Origin of the sequence: Rhizobium sp. NLR8a (assembly GCF_019685235.1) — a bacterium.
In the GTDB taxonomy this organism is placed as follows: Bacteria; Pseudomonadota; Alphaproteobacteria; order Rhizobiales; family Rhizobiaceae; genus Rhizobium.
Genome location: NZ_JABDWI010000010.1, coordinates 135,976 through 152,116, shown reverse-complemented (window position 1 = coordinate 152,116; position 16,141 = coordinate 135,976). Strand labels below are relative to the sequence as shown.

Sequence of the window (16,141 nt, the reverse complement as noted above, 5' to 3'; positions counted from 1 at the left end):
CATACTATTCAGAGCGTTTTTGTTAGATGCTGAACTGCGTGAACCATCGTTGTTGACCTCTGCGACTGCCAAGAACTCCCTCATTCCTGTGCTTGTCACAGGAATCCAGCAGTCGCGCGTCCGCGCGACAGGAGACTTCTCCTCTCACAGGCCCAAGAGATGAAACGAAATGTCCTCCCATTCAGGATTCTCCCGCTCGATCAGATTGAGCTTCCACAGTCGCGGCCATTTCTTAATCGTCTTTTCGCGCGTGATCGCTGTCGTCAGCAGATCATGCTCCTCGAACCACACCAGTGTCTTGACACCATACTTCGACGTAAAACCCGGCGTCAGCTCATTCTGATGCTCGTATAGCCGGCCGGCAAGATCACGCGTCACGCCGGTATAGAGCGTGCCGTTGCGTCCGGATGCGAGGATATAGACGTACCCTTTCATACCAGCAGATTGGCACAGGATAGAATCTGAATTCAACGACTTCGAAGCACAGGTGGAATCATCTTCCAAACCGCCTCGTGCCACACTTGAAGCACGGGACGGCACAGCCTTCACCACGCCGTCCCCGCCGCTCACATTTTCGCCAACAATTCCGCCAACTGATCGGCCGCCTTGCCCCATCCCTCGTGGAAGCCCATCTTCTCGTGCGCTTCCTTGTCTTCGGCGCGCCAGTGCAGCGCCTTGGCTGTATATTTCGTCCTGCCGTTACCGAGGTCTTCGAGCAGAATGACGCCGGTGAAGAAAGGCTTTTCGGCAGGCACCCAGGCGCTGGTATAGGCGTCGGTGAAGACGATCTTCTCATTCTCGACGATCTCGAGATAGACGCCATGATTCGGATACCGATTGCCCTCGGGATCCTGCATGACGACAACACTCGCGCCGCCGGGGCGCACATCGAGCGTCGCGTCTGCCACACTCCACGGGCGCGGGACGAACCACTGCTTCACGAGATCCGGATCGGTCCATGCCTTGAAGATCTTATCGCGCGGGGCGTGGAATTCCCTGATAAGGACGAGTTCATGTTGCGTGCTGGCGGTCATTTCAACATCTCTCCGTTTGAATGAAACCTGTTTCGTCTCAGGTTGTTACAAGGACGTGTAAACTTCGCCGTTCCGACACCACGAAGAATTAATTTGCAATCGGCTGCGCCGCCTCTTCCTGCATCTTGTCGATCTGCCGGCGGATATGCGCGGCTTCCGCCGCCGAATGGGCAAGCGCGATGGCATGGTCGAAGGCTTCGCGCGCCTGGCTGGTCAAACCGAGCTGCTTCAGCAGCCCGCCCCGCAGACCGTGATAATAGAAATAGCCTCCGAGTTTCTCGCCGAGCGGATCGATGAGATCCAGCGCCTCCTGCGGCCCATGCAGCTTGGAAACGACGACCGCGCGATTAAGCGTTACGACAGGCGAGGGCTGAATACGCTCCAACGCCCGGTAAAGCAGATCGATTTCCGTCCAGTCGGTGTCTTCGGCACGTTTCGCGCGCGAATGGATGGCGGCGATGGCCGCCTGAAGCTGGTAGGGGCCGGGCCGGCGGTGGCGTAGCGCCTTGTCGAGCAGCGCCAGAGCCTCATTGATGAAAAGCTGGTTCCAGAGAGAGCGGTCCTGATCCTCGAGCAGCACGATCTCGCCTTCGGCGCTGAAACGCGCCGGGCGGCGCGATATCTGCAGAAGCATGAGCGCAAGCAGCCCCATCAGTTCCGGTTCGGACGGAAACATGTGCAGCATCAGCCGTGCCAGCCGGATCGCCTCGTCGCTGAAGGCGGCCGCCTCATGTTTGGGATTCGCCTGGGTGTAGCCCTCGTTGAAGATCAGATAGATCATCGTGCTGACGATCGACAGGCGTTCGGCCCTCTCCTCAGGGCTCGGCGTTTCGAAAGGCACGCCCGCCTTGGCGACGCGCGCCTTGGCCCGAGTGATGCGCTGCTCCATGGCGCTTTCGGAGACCAGGAAGGCGCGCGCGATCTGCGTCACCGAAAGGCCGGAGACGATGCGCAGCGCCAGCGCGATCTGCTGCGTCGCCGGCAGATCGGGATGGCAGCAGATGAAGAGAAGCCGCAGGATATCGTCGCGATAATTGGAAGCATCCAGCCGCTCGGCAATGTCGCTTTCGGCATCCTCAGTATCGGAAATGACGTCCTCGTCCGGCAACGCCTGCAGCTTCGATCGTTTGCGCACCGCATCGATGCCGCTGTTGCGACCGACGAAAATGAGCCATGCCGCCGGATCGCGCGGCGGTCCTCTTTCCGGCCATGTCCGGATCGCCCTCAGGCATGCCTCCTGAAACGCCTCCTCCGCGGTATCGAGATCGCGGAAATAGCGCAGCAGCGCGCCCAGCGCCTTCGGGCGGGCCGAGGCAAGCGCGAGGTCGATCCAGGCAATGTCGGTCATGATGCAGCATCTCCCGGCCTGAACACGTAGAAAGGCCGAATTTCGTAAGAGGAGGAGCCGGGATTGACCGCGGATAGCTGTTTCGAGAAGGCGACCGCCTCCTCCAGCGTTTCGAAGTCAACCACGTAAAAGCCGAGAAGCGCCTCTTTCGTTTCCGCGAAAGGCCCGTCGATGACGAGAGCCTCGTCTTTGCCCTTGCGAACGGTCGTCGCCGCCGTCGTCGGCATCAGCCGACCGACGGGACCCAGCTTACCGGCTTTGGCAAGCGGCTCCTGCACGGCGTAAAGCTTTTCCATGACGGCAGCCTCCTCCTCCTTGGTCCAGGCGAAGACGGTTTCCTCATGGGCGTAACAAAGGATTGCATAAAGCATCGGTCACTCCTCTTTCCGAATGACGAAGGAGTAACCGCTTAGCCGACAGGCCGCATCAAAAAATTATCCGGGTCAGCGGCGGTTGCAGGAACCAAGGCGCTTACCGAAGGCTAGCCTTCGGTAAGCGTCCGCTTGACCGCATTCTTCCAACCCTTGAGTTTTGCCGCCCGCACCTTCTCGTCCATGTCAGGCTCGAAACGCCGGTCGCGTTTCCATGTCGCCGAAAACCCATCCCTGTCAGGCCACACCCCCGCCCGGCTGCCGGCGAGCCAGGCCGCGCCCAGCGCCGTCGTCTCCAGGATCACCGGGCGATCGACCGGCGCGTCGAGCAGGTCGGCGAGGCGCTGCATCGTCCAGTCGGAGGCGACCATGCCGCCGTCGACGCGGAGCACCGTATCTTCGGTGCCGTTCTTCCAGTCTTTCTGCATGGCGTCGAGCAGGTCGCGGGTCTGGTAGCAGACGGCTTCGAGCGCCGCCCGGGAAAGCTCAGCGGGCCCACTGTTGCGCGTCAGCCCGAAAATCGCGCCGCGCGCCTGGGCATCCCAATATGGCGCGCCGAGGCCGGTGAAGGCGGGCACGAGATAGACCTCCTGCGTCGGATCGGCCTTTTCGGCAAGCGTGTTGGTCTCGGCGGCACTGCCGATGATGCGAAGCCCGTCCCGCAGCCATTGCACGGCAGCACCCGCGATAAAGATCGAGCCCTCAAGCGCATAGGTCGTCTCGCCGTTGAGGCGATAGGCGATTGTTGTCAGCAGCCGGTTTTTCGAACGCACCATGTCTGTGCCGGTGTTGAGCAGCGCAAAGCAGCCCGTGCCGTAAGTCGATTTCAGCATGCCCGGCGCAAAACAGGCCTGGCCGATGGTCGCCGCCTGCTGATCGCCGGCGACGCCGAGGATCGGGATGGCAGCGCCGAATATCTCTAAATCGACCGTGCCGAAATCGGCGGCACAATCCTTGACCTCAGGCAGCATGGCGGCCGGCACTCTCAGAATGTCGAGCAGATCCTCGTCCCATGCATTTTCGGCAATGTTGTACATCAGCGTGCGTGAGGCGTTGGTGGCATCCGTCACGAAGCTCTTGCCGCCGGTGAGCCGCCAGATCAGGAAGGTGTCGATCGTCCCGAAGCAGAGATCGCCCCGGGCCGCACGCGCCCGCGCCCCCTTCACATTAGCAAGCATCCAGGAGAGCTTCGTGCCGGAGAAATAGGGATCAAGGATGAGTCCGGTCTTCTTTGTGAAAACCCGTTCCAGATCCTGCCGTTTCAGGTTGTCGCAGTAGCTCGCCGTGCGTCGATCCTGCCAGACGATGGCATTCTGGATCGGCCGGCCGGTCTCGCGCTCCCACACAACAACGGTCTCGCGCTGGTTGGTGATGCCAAGCGCGGCAATGTCCTTCGCCATCACCTTGGCTTCACGCAGCGCCATATGGATGGTGGAGACGACTGAATCCCAGATCTCCTCAGGATCATGCTCCACCCAGCCGGAGCGCGGATAGATTTGAGTGAATTCCTTCTGGCCTTTGCCGACGACCTGCATGGTGCCATCAAAAACGATCGCCCGTGTCGACGTTGTTCCCTGATCGATCGCCAGAACATATCCGCTCATGAAATCCTTCTCCCTGGAGCAATTCCAGCAAAAGCGCGTAGCGGTTTGCGTCCGGAATTGCGTGGATCAAAGAGATAGAGCATTTCCGTGATTCGGAGAAAAACGGAAATGCTCCACGCTGATTATCATGGCAAATCAATAGGACACGGATGCGGGCGAGAAAAGCGAATAAAGCGGAATTGCCAGCCTGCCGCCTTTGGGAATAACCTCGAGGCTAACGCTGCGACGCAGCATCGGCATTCACGGAGAAACAGCATGAGCAGATCAGTCGTCGTCACCGGCTCCACCAGCGGCATCGGTCTTGCGATCGCCACCGCCTTCGCCGAAACCGGCGACAACGTCGTTATCAACGGGTTCGGAAATGCCGATGAAATCAACGCGATCGTCGAGCGGCTTGAATCGGTATCGAAGGGCCGGGCAATCTACCATCCCGCCGACATGACCAAGCCCGCCGAGATCGCCGACCTGATCGAAACCGCCGCAAAAACCTTCGGCACCGTCGATGTCCTCGTCAACAATGCCGGCATTCAGCATGTCGAGAAGATCGAGGATTTCCCGGTCGAAAAATGGGATCAGATCATCGCCATCAACCTGTCGAGCTCCTTTCACACCATGCGCGCCGCCATTCCGCTGATGAAGGCCAAGAAATATGGCCGCATCATCAACATCGCTTCGGCTCACGGGCTCGTCGCCTCCCCCTTCAAATCCGCCTATGTGGCGGCAAAACATGGTATATTAGGCTTGACGAAGACAGCGGCGCTGGAACTTGCGGAGTTCGGCGTGACGGTCAACGCCATCTGCCCCGGCTATGTGCTGACGCCGCTCGTCGAAAAGCAGATACCCGATACCGCCAGGGCGCGCGGCATGACCGAGGAGCAGGTGAAGAGCGAAGTCATCCTCAAGGCGCAGCCGACGCGCGAATTCGTCAAGGCCGAGGAGATCGGTGCGCTGTCGATCTACCTTGCGAGCGATGCCGCCTGCCAGGTGACCGGAACCCACATCTCGATTGACGGTGGCTGGACGGCGGCCTAACCATTTGGAAAACATAACCGGGAATATCATGAACGACAGCATTCGCTTCATCCTGAATGGCGAGGACATCGAGCTCACCGATGTCGGGCCGACCGAGACGCTTCTCGATTTTCTGCGGTTGAAGCGGCGCCTCACTGGCACCAAGGAGGGATGCGCGGAAGGCGATTGCGGGGCCTGCACCGTGCTCGTCGGCCGGCTCGTCGACGGCAAGCTTGCCTATGAATCCGTCAACGCCTGCATCCGTTTCACCGGCTCGCTGCACGCCACGCACGTGGTGACGGTCGAGCACCTGGCCGGCCGGGATGGCGCGCTGCATCCGGTGCAGCAGGCGCTGGTTGATTGTCATGGGTCGCAATGCGGCTTCTGCACCCCGGGCTTCGTGATGTCGCTCTATGGGTTATGGCTGACAAAGGAAAAACCCGGTCGCCGCGAGATCGAAAAGGCATTGCAAGGCAATCTGTGTCGCTGCACCGGCTACGAGCCAATCGTCAAGGCCGCCGAGCAGGTGAGCCTGATGCGCCCGAGCGCGCTGTTCGACCCGCTGGAGCGCACGCGCTCGGAAATCATCGCACGGCTCTGGGCCATGCAGGCGAGCGGCACCATCCGGATTGCCAAAGGCGAAGACCGGTTGATCGTGCCGGCTTCTGTCCAGGCACTGGCCGAAGTTCTCTCGCAGGAGCCCGACGCGACCGTCGTTGCCGGCTCGACCGATGTCGGCCTCTGGGTGACGAAGCAGATGCGGCGGCTGAGCCCGGTCGTATTCATCAACCACCTGAGCGAATTGCAGACCGTCACCGAAAGCGAGGACGGCGTCACCATCGGCGCTGGCGTCAGCTACACCAGGGCCTTCGAAGCGATCGCCCGGAAAATCCCGGCGCTCGGGCGGCTAATCGACCGCATCGGTGGCGAGCAGGTGCGCAACATGGGCACGATTGGCGGCAACATCGCCAACGGCTCTCCGATCGGCGACAGTCCGCCGCCCTTGATCGCGCTCGGGGCGACGTTGACGCTGCGCTCCCTCGAAGGCCAGCGCAAAATCCCCCTCGAGGACTTCTTCATCGCCTACGGCAAACAGGACCGCAGGCCCGGCGAGTTCGTCGAGAGCGTCTTCGTGCCCTATCCCGCAAACAGCCGCTTTGCCGCTTACAAGATCACCAAGCGCCGCGACGAGGACATCACCGCCGTGCTCGGCGCCTTCCTGCTGACCCTCGACGACGCGGAGATCGTCACCGACATCCGCATCGCCTACGGCGGCATGGCGGCAACGCCGAAACGCGCTCGCACGGTGGAGACCGAACTGATCGGCAAATCCTGGACTGAAGCAACGATCGAGGCCGCCCGCCCCGCCTTCGACGTCGATTTCCAACCGCTCACCGACTGGCGCGCCACGGCGGAATACCGCCAGTTGACGGCGAAGAATTTGTTGACGCGGTTCTATCTGGAAACTGTCGGCGCGCCGGCGGAGCTGAAGCGGTTCGAGGAGGTGGCGTGATGGAGAAATTGATCAGAACGCCCGGAATGCAAGCCTTGATGGGAATAGTCGCGGTCTCCTCCTCTCCCTCATTCCTGTGCTTGGCACAGGAATTCAGCGCGCCCAAGTCCCTGGGCGCAGGAGACATTTCCTCAGCGTCATATGAGTCATTCACGGCGCAGACGCGCCGTGGCTGGATTCCTGTGACATCCCTCGGGCGAAGCCCTGAGGGCAAAGGAATGAGGGAGTGCGGAGTAGCCGCATTTCCTAACTCCGTTCGCGGAGGGCTGATCTAATGGACAAGTCCACCTTCGAAGACCCCAAAGTCGTCATCTCGGGCCCAATGTACGGCTCTCTGCGCCATGATTCCGCGCACAAACACGTTACCGGAACGGCCGAATATATCGACGACACCCCCGAACCCGCCGGCCTGCTGCACGGCGCGCTCGGCCTCTCCGACCGGGCACACGCCGAAATCCTCAGCATCGATCTCTCCGAGGTCGCCGCCTATCCCGGCGTCGTCTGGGTCTTCACCGGCAAGGACGTGCCCGGCGTCAACGACGTCAGCTCCAACGGCAGCCATGACGAGCCGCTGCTCGCCGAAACTTTGGTTCAGTTCCACGGCCAGCCGATCTTTGCCGTCATCGCCGAGACGCGCGAGGCCGCCCGCCGCGCCGCTTGGCTGGCGAAGATCGCCTATCGCGACCTCCCGCATTGGAGCGATATCGACGGCGCACTTGCAAACGGCAGCCCGCTGGTCACCACGCCGATGACGCTGCAGCGCGGCGAGCCGGAAACGGAAATGCCGAACGCACCCATGCGGCTGAAAGGCCAAATGCGCATCGGCGGACAGGAGCATTTCTATCTCGAAGGCCATATCGCCGTCGCCATTCCCGGTGAGGATGACGAGGTAACCGTCTGGTCCTCGACCCAGCATCCGAGCGAGATCCAGCACATCGTCGGCCATGTGCTCGACATCCCTTCGAACGCGGTGACGGTCAATGTGCGCCGCATGGGCGGAGGCTTCGGCGGCAAGGAAACACAGGGCAGCCAGTTCGCGGCCCTTGCCGCCCTCGCGGCCAAGAAGCTCGGCCGCGCCATCAAGTTCCGCCCCGACCGCGACGAGGATATGAGCGCCACCGGCAAACGCCATGATTTCCTCGTCGATTACGAAGTGGGCTTCGACGCTGACGGCCGTATTCACGCTGTCGATGCGACTTATGCGGCGCGTTGCGGCTTCTCCTCCGATCTCTCGGGGCCGGTGACCGACCGGGCCCTCTTTCACGCTGATTCCAGTTACTTCTACCCGCATGTGCATCTGCAGTCGAAACCCTTGAAGACGCACACGGTCTCCAACACCGCCTTCCGCGGCTTCGGCGGTCCGCAGGGCATGCTCGGCGCCGAGCGCTTCATCGAGGAGATCGCCTACGCCCTCGGCAAGGATCCGCTCGATATTCGCAAGCTGAATTTCTACGGCCAGCCGGGCTCCGGGCGCACGCTGACGCCTTACCACCAGGAGGTCGAGGACAACATCATCGCCCGTGTCGTCGACGAACTGGAGGAGACGGCCGAATACCGGGCGCGACGCAACGCCATCATCGCCTTCAACCGCGACAGCCGCTACATCAGAAAGGGCATCGCGCTGACGCCGGTCAAATTCGGCATCTCCTTCACCATGACCGCCTTCAACCAGGCCGGCGCCCTCGTCCATATCTATCAGGACGGCTCGATCCACCTGAACCATGGCGGCACCGAAATGGGCCAGGGCCTCTATACCAAGGTGGCGCAGGTGCTGGCCGACAGCTTCCAGATCGATATCTCTAGGGTGAAGATCACCGCAACGACGACCGCCAAGGTGCCGAACACCTCGGCCACCGCCGCCTCCTCCGGCTCGGACCTGAACGGCATGGCGGCCTACGATGCCGCCCGCCAGATCAAGGAACGGCTGGTGGCCTTTGCCGCCGAAAAATGGGATGTGGCCCCCTCCGACGTCGTCTTCCTGCCAAACCGCGTGCGCGTCGGCGAGTTCGAGATCCCCTTCCGCGATTTCATCAAGCAGGCTTATTTCGCCCGCGTCCAGCTTTCAGCCGCCGGCTTCTACAAGACGCCGAAGATCCACTGGGACCGCAAGGCCGGCCGCGGCACCCCCTTCTATTATTTCGCCTACGGCGCCGCCTGCACCGAGGTCTCGATCGATACGCTGACCGGTGAATATCTGATCGACCGCACCGACATTCTCCACGATGTCGGCCGCTCGCTGAACCCGGCGATCGACCTCGGCCAGGTCGAAGGGGCCTTCGTGCAAGGTTTGGGCTGGCTGACGACGGAAGAGCTCTGGTGGGACGACAAGGGACGGCTGCGCACCCATGCCCCGTCGACCTACAAGATCCCGCTCGCCTCCGACCGGCCGAAAATCTTCAACGTGCGGCTGGCCGAATGGTCAGAGAATGCCGAAGCGACGATCGGCCGTTCCAAGGCGGTCGGCGAACCGCCCTTCATGCTGGCGATCTCGGTGCTGGAAGCCCTGTCGATGGCGGTCGCTAGCGTCGCCGATTATAAGGTCTGCCCGAGACTCGATGCGCCGGCGACGCCGGAACGGGTGCTGATGGCTGTGGAGCGGATGAAGCGGGTGTAGGATGCGTCCGGCTGATTTGTTGTTTGAGCAGGACGGGCCGAGTGGGTGGCACCCCCCTCTGTCCTGCCGGACAGAGGGGGGGACCGCAGCCACATACCCATCGGTTGTCTTGCCATGAAGGACCTCCCCACCTTCCTCGCCGCCCACCCCGAGAGCGTCCTGGTCGACATCACCGGCACGCAAGGCTCCACTCCGCGCGAGGCCGGCGCTTTCATGCTTGTTTCGGCGAACGCCCTCTGGGGCACGATCGGTGGCGGGCAGTTCGAGTTCATGGCAATCGCAAAAGCGCGCGAGATTCTGGCTGGAACCGGCGGAACGGCCATCATGGACATCCCGCTCGGCCCCGAAATCGGCCAATGCTGCGGCGGGCGCACGCAACTGCGGTTTCGGCGGTTGACGCAAGCGCTGACGGATGAGCTCAAGGCAAGGCTTGCAGGCGAGATTGAGCGCCTGCCGGAGGTTTTTCTCTTTGGCGCCGGCCATGTCGGCCGGGCGCTGGCGGCAGCCCTTGCGCCGCTGCCGCTGTCGGTGACGGTCGTCGAAACGAGACAGCAAGAGCTTGCCAACCTGCCGGATGAAATCAAGGCCCGGCTCGTGCCAATGCCGGAAGCGTTGGTGAAAGATATTTCCGCCGGCGGCGCGGTCGTCATCCTGACCCATGACCACGCGCTGGATTTCCTCATCGCTCGCGAGGCGCTTGCGAGAACCGACCTCGCCTATACCGGCATGATCGGCTCCGCCACCAAGCGCGCCACCCTCGCAAGCTGGCTTTCACGCGAAGGCGACGGCGAGCACGGCTGGATGGAGCGGCTGACGCTGCCGATCGGCGGCTCGACGGTCAGGGACAAGCGCCCCGAAGTGATCGCCGCCATGACCGCTGCCGAGATCCTGACGGCGCTTGCGGCCTACCGCATGCGCTCGTCCTCATAATGGGGATCGCGCCCGTCGAGGAAACCGAGATCGCGCTTAACCCGATCGGGCGCGGCCGTAAGATCGAGGCGCGGCAAGCGGTGGAAACTGGCCATGAGCCAGCCGGCAAGACGTAGGAAAACACTGCTGTTCCGTTGCGGCTGGCTCTCTTCGATAGCATGGCAATCCATGACGTCACCTCATCAGATTGATGGTATGAGTTGCAGTCTGCCGCGAAAAATGCTGCAATTCCAATCGAACGATCGTCTGCCTGCATCAAGAGAACTTATCCATGAAACTTTCGAAGCAATTTCCGCTGAATGCGCTGCGCGTCTTCGAAGCCGCCGCCCGGCTTGGCAGCTTTACCAAGGCGGGTGACGAGCTCGGAATGACGCAGACGGCCGTCAGCTACCAGATCAAGCTCCTGGAGGATAATGTCGGCGAGCCGCTCTTCCTGCGTCGCCCACGCCAGATCGCGCTGACGGAGACCGGTGTGCGGCTGGCCCCGAAGGTGACCGAAGCCTTCGCCATGCTGCATGACGCGATGGCGACGGCGCGCGACAGCGTCGAAGGCACGCTCGCCATCAGCTCGACCCATACCTTCGCGTCGAAATGGCTGGCGCCGCGCCTCGGCTCCTTCCATTTGAAGCATCCGGCGATCGCGGTTCGGTTTCAGGCGACCTCCGACATCATCGACTTCGGCCGCGAGCAGATCGACGTCGGCATCCGCTGGGGCGACGGTAACTGGCCGGGGCTCGCGCTGCACCGGTTGATGGGCCTGGAGTTCACGCCGATGCTGAGCCCCAAGCTGGCGGAATCGGCAGGGGGCATCAAAGAGCCGCGCGATCTGCTGAAATTCGATCTCTTCGATGCCGGCGACATCTGGTGGAAACAATGGTTCGAGGCTGCCGGCGTCACCGATACGGATCTCGATCGACGCCCGCGCAACCAGCTGGGCTCGCAGGCGATGGAAGCCGACGCGGCGATGGCCGGCCACGGCATCGCCATCCTTCACCCTGCCTTCTATGAGGCCGAAATCGCGCTCGGCCGGCTCTACCAGCCCTTCGATCTAACCCGCAGCGACGGCAAGGCCTACTGGCTCGCCTATCCCGAAAATCGCCGCAACGTGCCGAAGATCAAGGCCTTCCGCAATTGGATCCTGGAGGAGATGAACGCCGCCGGAACCTGACCCGACAAACGCATCAGGGCCAATCAACCTGAACAGGGCTTAGTAGGTTCGGCTTCAAAATCCCATTTCCGGCGCGTAGAAGCAGCGCGGCGTGTTCTCGTTGGGGAACAGACAGAGGTGATAATCACCATCGCCGGACTGCATCGCCTTCGTCATCGGCAGCAGAAAGACGTGAGCATGCGTGACCAGCCGGTGGTCGCCCGGCATCAATGTCACACGATATCCGTTTGGTGTCACCGCGACGCTTTTGGACGGAATCATCTGGCAATCGCCATTATGACTGTCGCCATTGCAACAATAGGGGTCATAACTCCACCCCGAAGGTGCGTCGTGAGCCATCGCCAACGATGCGTATGCCATCATTACACACGTCAGAATGCTGCGCATGGGCATCTCTCCGTCGATGAATGCGCCGCCGATCTCCAACGGTTCTTGTTATTTCATGCCGGCGGCCTGCAAACCTAACTGTATCCGCTCATCATAGTTTCAAGATCCGCCAATTTTAGCAGATCCAATATGAGACAGTAATAATGCATGGCCTTCTCGGCAGCTTTTAGGCACGGGGGTAACAGATCGGCTGTGCGTCCGCGATTGGCGACCTCGGCAACATCGCTGGCGACTGGCGTGACCCGCGACGCTCGCCACGTTGCAAAGGGCATGTGCGGTTCATCATTCTCCTCTTCCCTCCCCGGCAAATTTTCCGCAATGTCACGAGTCGGAGGAAGATAGGGGAACTCGATGTATGAATATGCCATAGCATGGGAATGGCTCGCCTTCGCGGCGCGCTGGTTCCATGTCGTTACCGCGATCGCCTGGATCGGATCGTCCTTCTATTTCATCGCGCTCGATCTCGGACTGGTGAAACGCCCGCATCTGCCGCCCGGCGCCTATGGCGAGGAATGGCAGGTTCATGGCGGCGGCTTCTATCATATCCAGAAATATCTGGTGGCGCCCGCTCAGATGCCTGAGCATCTGACCTGGTTCAAATATGAGAGCTATTTCACCTGGATCTCGGGCTTCCTGATGCTCTGCATCGTCTATTATGGCGGTGCCGACCTTTTTCTCATCGATCGCCACGTCCTTGATATCACGCCGACGGTCGCAATCCTGATCTCGTTGGCGTCACTGGCCTTCGGCTGGGTCGTCTACGATCTGCTGTGCAAATCCCCGCTTGGCCGGAATACCTGGGGTCTTATGGCAGTGCTCTATGTCGTGCTCGTCTTCATGGCCTGGGGTTATACGCAGCTTTTCACCGGCCGCGCCGCCTTCCTGCATCTCGGTGCCTTCACTGCGACCATCATGTCGGCCAACGTCTTCATGATCATCATTCCGAACCAGAAGATCGTCGTCGCCGATCTCATCGCCGGGCGCACGCCCGATCCGAAATACGGTCAAATTGCCAAGCAGCGTTCGCTGCACAACAACTATCTGACGCTGCCCGTCATTTTCTTCATGCTGTCGAACCATTATCCGCTGGCCTTCGGTACGGCGTTCAACTGGGTGATTGCGGCGCTCGTCTTCCTGATGGGCGTCACCATCCGCCACTGGTTCAACACCACCCATGCGAGGAAAGGCCGCCCGACCTGGACCTGGATCGTCACCGTCGTCCTCTTCATCCTGATCATGTGGCTTTCGACCGCGCCAAAGCTGTTGACCGGCGATGCGGATACGGCGGCGGTCGCCCCCGCCTTCCGGCACTTCGCCGGCGATCCGCATTTTCCTGCCGTCAAGCAGCTGGTCTCGACGCGCTGTTCCATGTGCCATGCCGCCGAGCCCGCCTATGAAGGCATCGTGCGGCCACCGAAAGGCGTGATGCTCGAAAACGACGCGGAAATTGCCGCCCATGCCCGGGAAATCTATATACAGGCAGGCCGCAGCCATGCCATGCCACCCGGCAACGTGACCGATATTACGCCGGACGAACGCAGGCTGCTCGTCGCCTGGTTCGAAAGCGCAGTCGAAGGCAAAAAACAATGACGTCGACACTTCTTCGCGGCCGCCTCCTCTCTTTCCATCGCGCGCCCCTGAGTCTCGCCGACAGCCAGAGTTATCTCTACGAGGAAGACGGCGGCCTGCTGATCGAGGACGGGCTGATCGCCGCTGTCGGCCCCTATGCCGAGATCAAGGCGAAAGCCGCCGAAGGCACGGCCGAGATCGATCACCGCCCGCATCTGATCCTCCCCGGCTTCATCGACATGCACCTGCATTTTCCGCAAATGCAGGTGATCGCCTCCTATGCCGCCAACCTGCTCGAATGGCTGAACACCTACACTTTCCCCGAGGAATGCCGCTTCGTCGCAAGCGCGCATGCCGAAAGGATCGCCACACATTTCTACGACGAGTTGATCCGCCACGGCACGACGACGGCGGTCGCCTACTGCTCCGTGCACAAGACCTCGGCCGACGCCTTCTTCGCCGAGGCGATGAAGCGCAATATGCGCATGGTTGGCGGCAAGGTGATGATGGACCGCAACGCCCCCCAGGGCCTGCTCGACACGCCCGAGATGGGTTATGACGAGACCCGCCAGGTGATAGCGGACTGGCACGGCAAGGGCCGCAACCACGTCGCCATCACTCCGCGCTTCGCCATCACCTCGACGCCGGCGCAGATGGAAGCGACAGCAGCGCTCGCCCGCGAATTTCCCGACCTGCACATTCAGACGCATCTGTCGGAAAACCACGACGAGATCAAATTCACCTGCGAGCTCTATCCCGAGGCGATCGACTATACCGACATTTACGCCCGCTATGGTCTGCTCGGGCCGAAGAGTCTCTTCGGCCACGCCATCCACCTGTCCGAACGCGAGGCCGATGTCATGAGCGAGGCCGGCGCCGTCGCCGTTCACTGCCCGACCTCCAACCTTTTCCTCGGCTCCGGCCTCTTTCCATTGAAGGCCTTGGCGCGACGCGAAAAGCCGGTCCGCATCGGTGTCGCAACCGATATCGGCGGCGGCTCCAGCTATTCGATGCTGAAAACAATGGACGAGGCCTATAAGATCCAGCAGTTGCTTGGTGAACGGCTGAACCCGCTGGAAAGCTACTACCTGATGACCCGCGGCAATGCCGAGGCGCTGTCGCTCGCCGGCCGGATCGGCACGCTGGACCCTGGCACCGAAGCCGACCTCGTCGTCCTCGACGCGGCCGCGACGCCGGCCATGGCGCTGAAGATGGAAACGGTAAAGACCCTGCCCGAGGAACTCTTCCTGCTTCAGACGATGGGCGACGACAGAGCGATCGCCGAGACCTACGTTTCCGGCATTGCCTTGAAAACAGGGCTTTGACGATATCGGTTCCCGCCAACAAGGTACAGTGAAGACCGTCTGGGGCGGCCGTTTCCCGTAACGCTCCTTTTGGGATTCATGTTATGGGCGATGGTCGCATTTATACGTGTAGAAGGTTCGATTCATGGCCACTCCGCTCACCATTGACGATCTGAAAAAACTCGCGCAGCGCCGCGTGCCGAAAATGTTCTTCGACTATGCGGATTCGGGCGCCTGGACGGAATCCACCTATCGGGCGAATGAAAGCGATTTCGGCGACATCAAGCTGCGCCAGCGCGTGCTGGTCGACATGAGCGACCGCACGCTCGAAACGACGATGATCGGCCAGAAAGTGTCCATGCCGGTGGCGCTCGCGCCGACCGGCATGACCGGGATGCAGCATGCCGACGGCGAGATGCTGGCCGCGCGCGCAGCGGAAGAATTCGGCGTTCCCTTCACGCTCTCGACGATGAGCATCTGCTCGATCGAGGACGTCGCCTCAGTGACGACGCGTCCCTTCTGGTTCCAGCTCTACGTGATGAGAGACAAGGATTTCGTCCTCGACCTCATCCGTCGCGCCAAGGCCGCGAAATGCTCGGCGCTGGTGCTGACCGCCGACCTGCAGATCCTCGGCCAGCGCCACAAGGACCTGCGCAACGGTCTCTCGGCCCCGCCGAAATTGACCGCGAAACATCTCTGGCAGATGGCAACCCGGCCCCTCTGGTGCCTTGATATGCTGAAGACGAAGCGCCGATATTTCGGCAATATCGTCGGCCATGCAAAGAATGTCGCCAATGTCGCCTCGGTGCCGACATTTGCGCACGAGCAGTTCGACACGCGGCTGTCCTGGTCGGATGTCGCCTGGATCAAGGAACAATGGGGCGGCCCGCTGATCATCAAGGGCATACTCGATCCGGAGGATGCGAAGGCCGCAGCCGACACCGGCGCCGATGCGATCATCGTCTCCAATCACGGCGGCCGCCAGCTTGATGGCGCCCCCTCCTCGATCAGCATGCTGCCGAAGATCGTCGATGCCGTCGGCGACCGCATCGAAGTCCATCTCGATGGCGGCATCCGCTCCGGCCAGGACGTCTTGAAGGCCGTGGCGCTTGGCGCCAAGGGTACCTATATCGGCCGCCCCTTTCTTTACGGGCTCGGCGCCATGGGAAAGGAAGGCGTCACCCTGGCGCTCAACATCATCCGCAAGGAAATGGACATCACCATGGCGCTCTGCGGCAAGCGCGACATCAACGACATAGACTCGTCGATCATATCAGGGCGGCAATGA

The 16,141-nt window shown here is 61.4% G+C and carries 15 protein-coding genes; 8 read left to right on the top strand and 7 right to left on the bottom strand.

Annotated elements, in window-relative coordinates; all coding sequences use genetic code 11:
• Positions 1 to 144: 144 nt before the first annotated feature.
• From HJC04_RS20305 to glpK, 5 genes are all read right to left on the bottom strand, one after another.
• Positions 145 to 435: a GIY-YIG nuclease family protein gene (locus tag HJC04_RS20305; protein WP_210631581.1), complete on the bottom strand. Its 291-nt coding sequence runs from the start codon at positions 433 to 435 to the stop codon at positions 145 to 147.
• 131 nt (positions 436 to 566) lie between these two features.
• Positions 567 to 1,034: an SRPBCC family protein gene (locus tag HJC04_RS20300; protein WP_221123038.1), complete on the bottom strand. Its 468-nt coding sequence runs from the start codon at positions 1,032 to 1,034 to the stop codon at positions 567 to 569.
• 88 nt (positions 1,035 to 1,122) lie between these two features.
• Positions 1,123 to 2,382, bottom strand: coding sequence for an RNA polymerase sigma factor (locus HJC04_RS20295; protein ID WP_210630372.1), 1,260 nt, complete (start codon positions 2,380 to 2,382; stop codon positions 1,123 to 1,125).
• Positions 2,379 to 2,753 carry a YciI family protein gene (locus HJC04_RS20290; protein WP_210630371.1) on the bottom strand — a complete coding sequence of 125 codons (375 nt, stop codon included), beginning with the start codon at positions 2,751 to 2,753 and terminating at the stop codon, positions 2,379 to 2,381. The genes HJC04_RS20295 and HJC04_RS20290 overlap by 4 nt, the downstream gene beginning before the upstream one ends.
• Before the next feature lie 110 nt (positions 2,754 to 2,863).
• On the bottom strand, positions 2,864 to 4,357 hold the full coding sequence (gene glpK, locus HJC04_RS20285) for a glycerol kinase GlpK (RefSeq protein WP_221123039.1): 1,494 nt from the start codon (positions 4,355 to 4,357) through the stop codon (positions 2,864 to 2,866).
• Between the two features lie 255 nt (positions 4,358 to 4,612).
• Here glpK and HJC04_RS20280 point away from each other — a divergent pair, with 255 nt between their 5' ends.
• The 4 genes from HJC04_RS20280 (at position 4,613) to xdhC (ending at position 10,425) form a co-directional block, all read left to right on the top strand.
• The gene (locus HJC04_RS20280) at positions 4,613 to 5,389 is read left to right on the top strand and encodes a 3-hydroxybutyrate dehydrogenase (RefSeq protein WP_221123040.1); all 777 of its coding nucleotides are present in this window, start codon (positions 4,613 to 4,615) and stop codon (positions 5,387 to 5,389) included.
• A 28-nt stretch (positions 5,390 to 5,417) separates the two neighbouring features.
• Complete coding sequence (gene xdhA / locus HJC04_RS20275; RefSeq protein WP_221146940.1) at positions 5,418 to 6,881, top strand: xanthine dehydrogenase small subunit; 1,464 nt, start codon at positions 5,418 to 5,420, stop codon at positions 6,879 to 6,881.
• A 274-nt stretch (positions 6,882 to 7,155) separates the two neighbouring features.
• Positions 7,156 to 9,495: a xanthine dehydrogenase molybdopterin binding subunit gene (gene xdhB, locus HJC04_RS20270; protein ID WP_221146939.1), complete on the top strand. Its 2,340-nt coding sequence runs from the start codon at positions 7,156 to 7,158 to the stop codon at positions 9,493 to 9,495.
• Positions 9,496 to 9,609: 114 nt separating this feature from the next.
• A complete protein-coding gene (gene xdhC, locus HJC04_RS20265; RefSeq protein WP_210630366.1) occupies positions 9,610 to 10,425 on the top strand; it encodes a xanthine dehydrogenase accessory protein XdhC in 816 nt (271 codons plus the stop codon).
• Here xdhC and HJC04_RS20260 read toward each other — a convergent pair.
• Positions 10,401 to 10,595, bottom strand: coding sequence for a hypothetical protein (locus HJC04_RS20260; protein WP_221146938.1), 195 nt, complete (start codon positions 10,593 to 10,595; stop codon positions 10,401 to 10,403). The genes xdhC and HJC04_RS20260 overlap by 25 nt on opposite strands.
• Positions 10,596 to 10,696: 101 nt before the next feature.
• Between HJC04_RS20260 and HJC04_RS20255 the strand changes: the two genes are divergently transcribed.
• Complete coding sequence (locus HJC04_RS20255; protein WP_210630364.1) at positions 10,697 to 11,593, top strand: LysR substrate-binding domain-containing protein; 897 nt, start codon at positions 10,697 to 10,699, stop codon at positions 11,591 to 11,593.
• A gap of 54 nt (positions 11,594 to 11,647) precedes the next feature.
• On the opposite strand, the gene HJC04_RS20250 is transcribed toward HJC04_RS20255, so the two are convergent.
• The gene (locus HJC04_RS20250) at positions 11,648 to 11,980 is read right to left on the bottom strand and encodes a hypothetical protein (RefSeq protein WP_011426364.1); all 333 of its coding nucleotides are present in this window, start codon (positions 11,978 to 11,980) and stop codon (positions 11,648 to 11,650) included.
• 351 nt (positions 11,981 to 12,331) lie between these two features.
• Here HJC04_RS20250 and HJC04_RS20245 point away from each other — a divergent pair, with 351 nt between their 5' ends.
• The 3 genes from HJC04_RS20245 (at position 12,332) to HJC04_RS20235 (ending at position 16,141) form a co-directional block, all read left to right on the top strand.
• Positions 12,332 to 13,570 carry a urate hydroxylase PuuD gene (locus tag HJC04_RS20245; RefSeq protein WP_221146937.1) on the top strand — a complete coding sequence of 413 codons (1,239 nt, stop codon included), beginning with the start codon at positions 12,332 to 12,334 and terminating at the stop codon, positions 13,568 to 13,570.
• Entirely contained in the window at positions 13,567 to 14,874 is a 1,308-nt protein-coding gene (guaD, locus tag HJC04_RS20240) for a guanine deaminase (protein ID WP_221123042.1), read from the top strand. Before HJC04_RS20245 ends, guaD begins: the two co-directional genes overlap by 4 nt.
• A 124-nt stretch (positions 14,875 to 14,998) precedes the next feature.
• Positions 14,999 to 16,141 carry an alpha-hydroxy acid oxidase gene (locus HJC04_RS20235; RefSeq protein ID WP_210630361.1) on the top strand — a complete coding sequence of 381 codons (1,143 nt, stop codon included), beginning with the start codon at positions 14,999 to 15,001 and terminating at the stop codon, positions 16,139 to 16,141.

Excerpts from the sequence above, each read along its gene's own strand:
- xdhC (WP_210630366.1), top strand. The coding sequence starts at position 9,610 with ATGAAGGACCTCCCCACCTTCCTCGCCGCCCACCCCGAGAGCGTCCTG.
- guaD (WP_221123042.1), top strand. The coding sequence starts at position 13,567 with ATGACGTCGACACTTCTTCGCGGCCGCCTCCTCTCTTTCCATCGCGCG.
- xdhB (WP_221146939.1), top strand. The coding sequence starts at position 7,156 with ATGGACAAGTCCACCTTCGAAGACCCCAAAGTCGTCATCTCGGGCCCA.
- HJC04_RS20295 (WP_210630372.1), bottom strand. The coding sequence starts at position 2,382 with ATGACCGACATTGCCTGGATCGACCTCGCGCTTGCCTCGGCCCGCCCG.
- HJC04_RS20255 (WP_210630364.1), top strand. The coding sequence starts at position 10,697 with ATGAAACTTTCGAAGCAATTTCCGCTGAATGCGCTGCGCGTCTTCGAA.
- HJC04_RS20290 (WP_210630371.1), bottom strand. The coding sequence starts at position 2,753 with ATGCTTTATGCAATCCTTTGTTACGCCCATGAGGAAACCGTCTTCGCC.
- HJC04_RS20250 (WP_011426364.1), bottom strand. The coding sequence starts at position 11,980 with ATGCGCAGCATTCTGACGTGTGTAATGATGGCATACGCATCGTTGGCG.
- HJC04_RS20260 (WP_221146938.1), bottom strand. The coding sequence starts at position 10,595 with ATGGATTGCCATGCTATCGAAGAGAGCCAGCCGCAACGGAACAGCAGT.
- glpK (WP_221123039.1), bottom strand. The coding sequence starts at position 4,357 with ATGAGCGGATATGTTCTGGCGATCGATCAGGGAACAACGTCGACACGG.
- xdhA (WP_221146940.1), top strand. The coding sequence starts at position 5,418 with ATGAACGACAGCATTCGCTTCATCCTGAATGGCGAGGACATCGAGCTC.
- HJC04_RS20300 (WP_221123038.1), bottom strand. The coding sequence starts at position 1,034 with ATGACCGCCAGCACGCAACATGAACTCGTCCTTATCAGGGAATTCCAC.
- HJC04_RS20305 (WP_210631581.1), bottom strand. The coding sequence starts at position 435 with ATGAAAGGGTACGTCTATATCCTCGCATCCGGACGCAACGGCACGCTC.
- HJC04_RS20280 (WP_221123040.1), top strand. The coding sequence starts at position 4,613 with ATGAGCAGATCAGTCGTCGTCACCGGCTCCACCAGCGGCATCGGTCTT.
- HJC04_RS20245 (WP_221146937.1), top strand. The coding sequence starts at position 12,332 with ATGTATGAATATGCCATAGCATGGGAATGGCTCGCCTTCGCGGCGCGC.
- HJC04_RS20235 (WP_210630361.1), top strand. The coding sequence starts at position 14,999 with ATGGCCACTCCGCTCACCATTGACGATCTGAAAAAACTCGCGCAGCGC.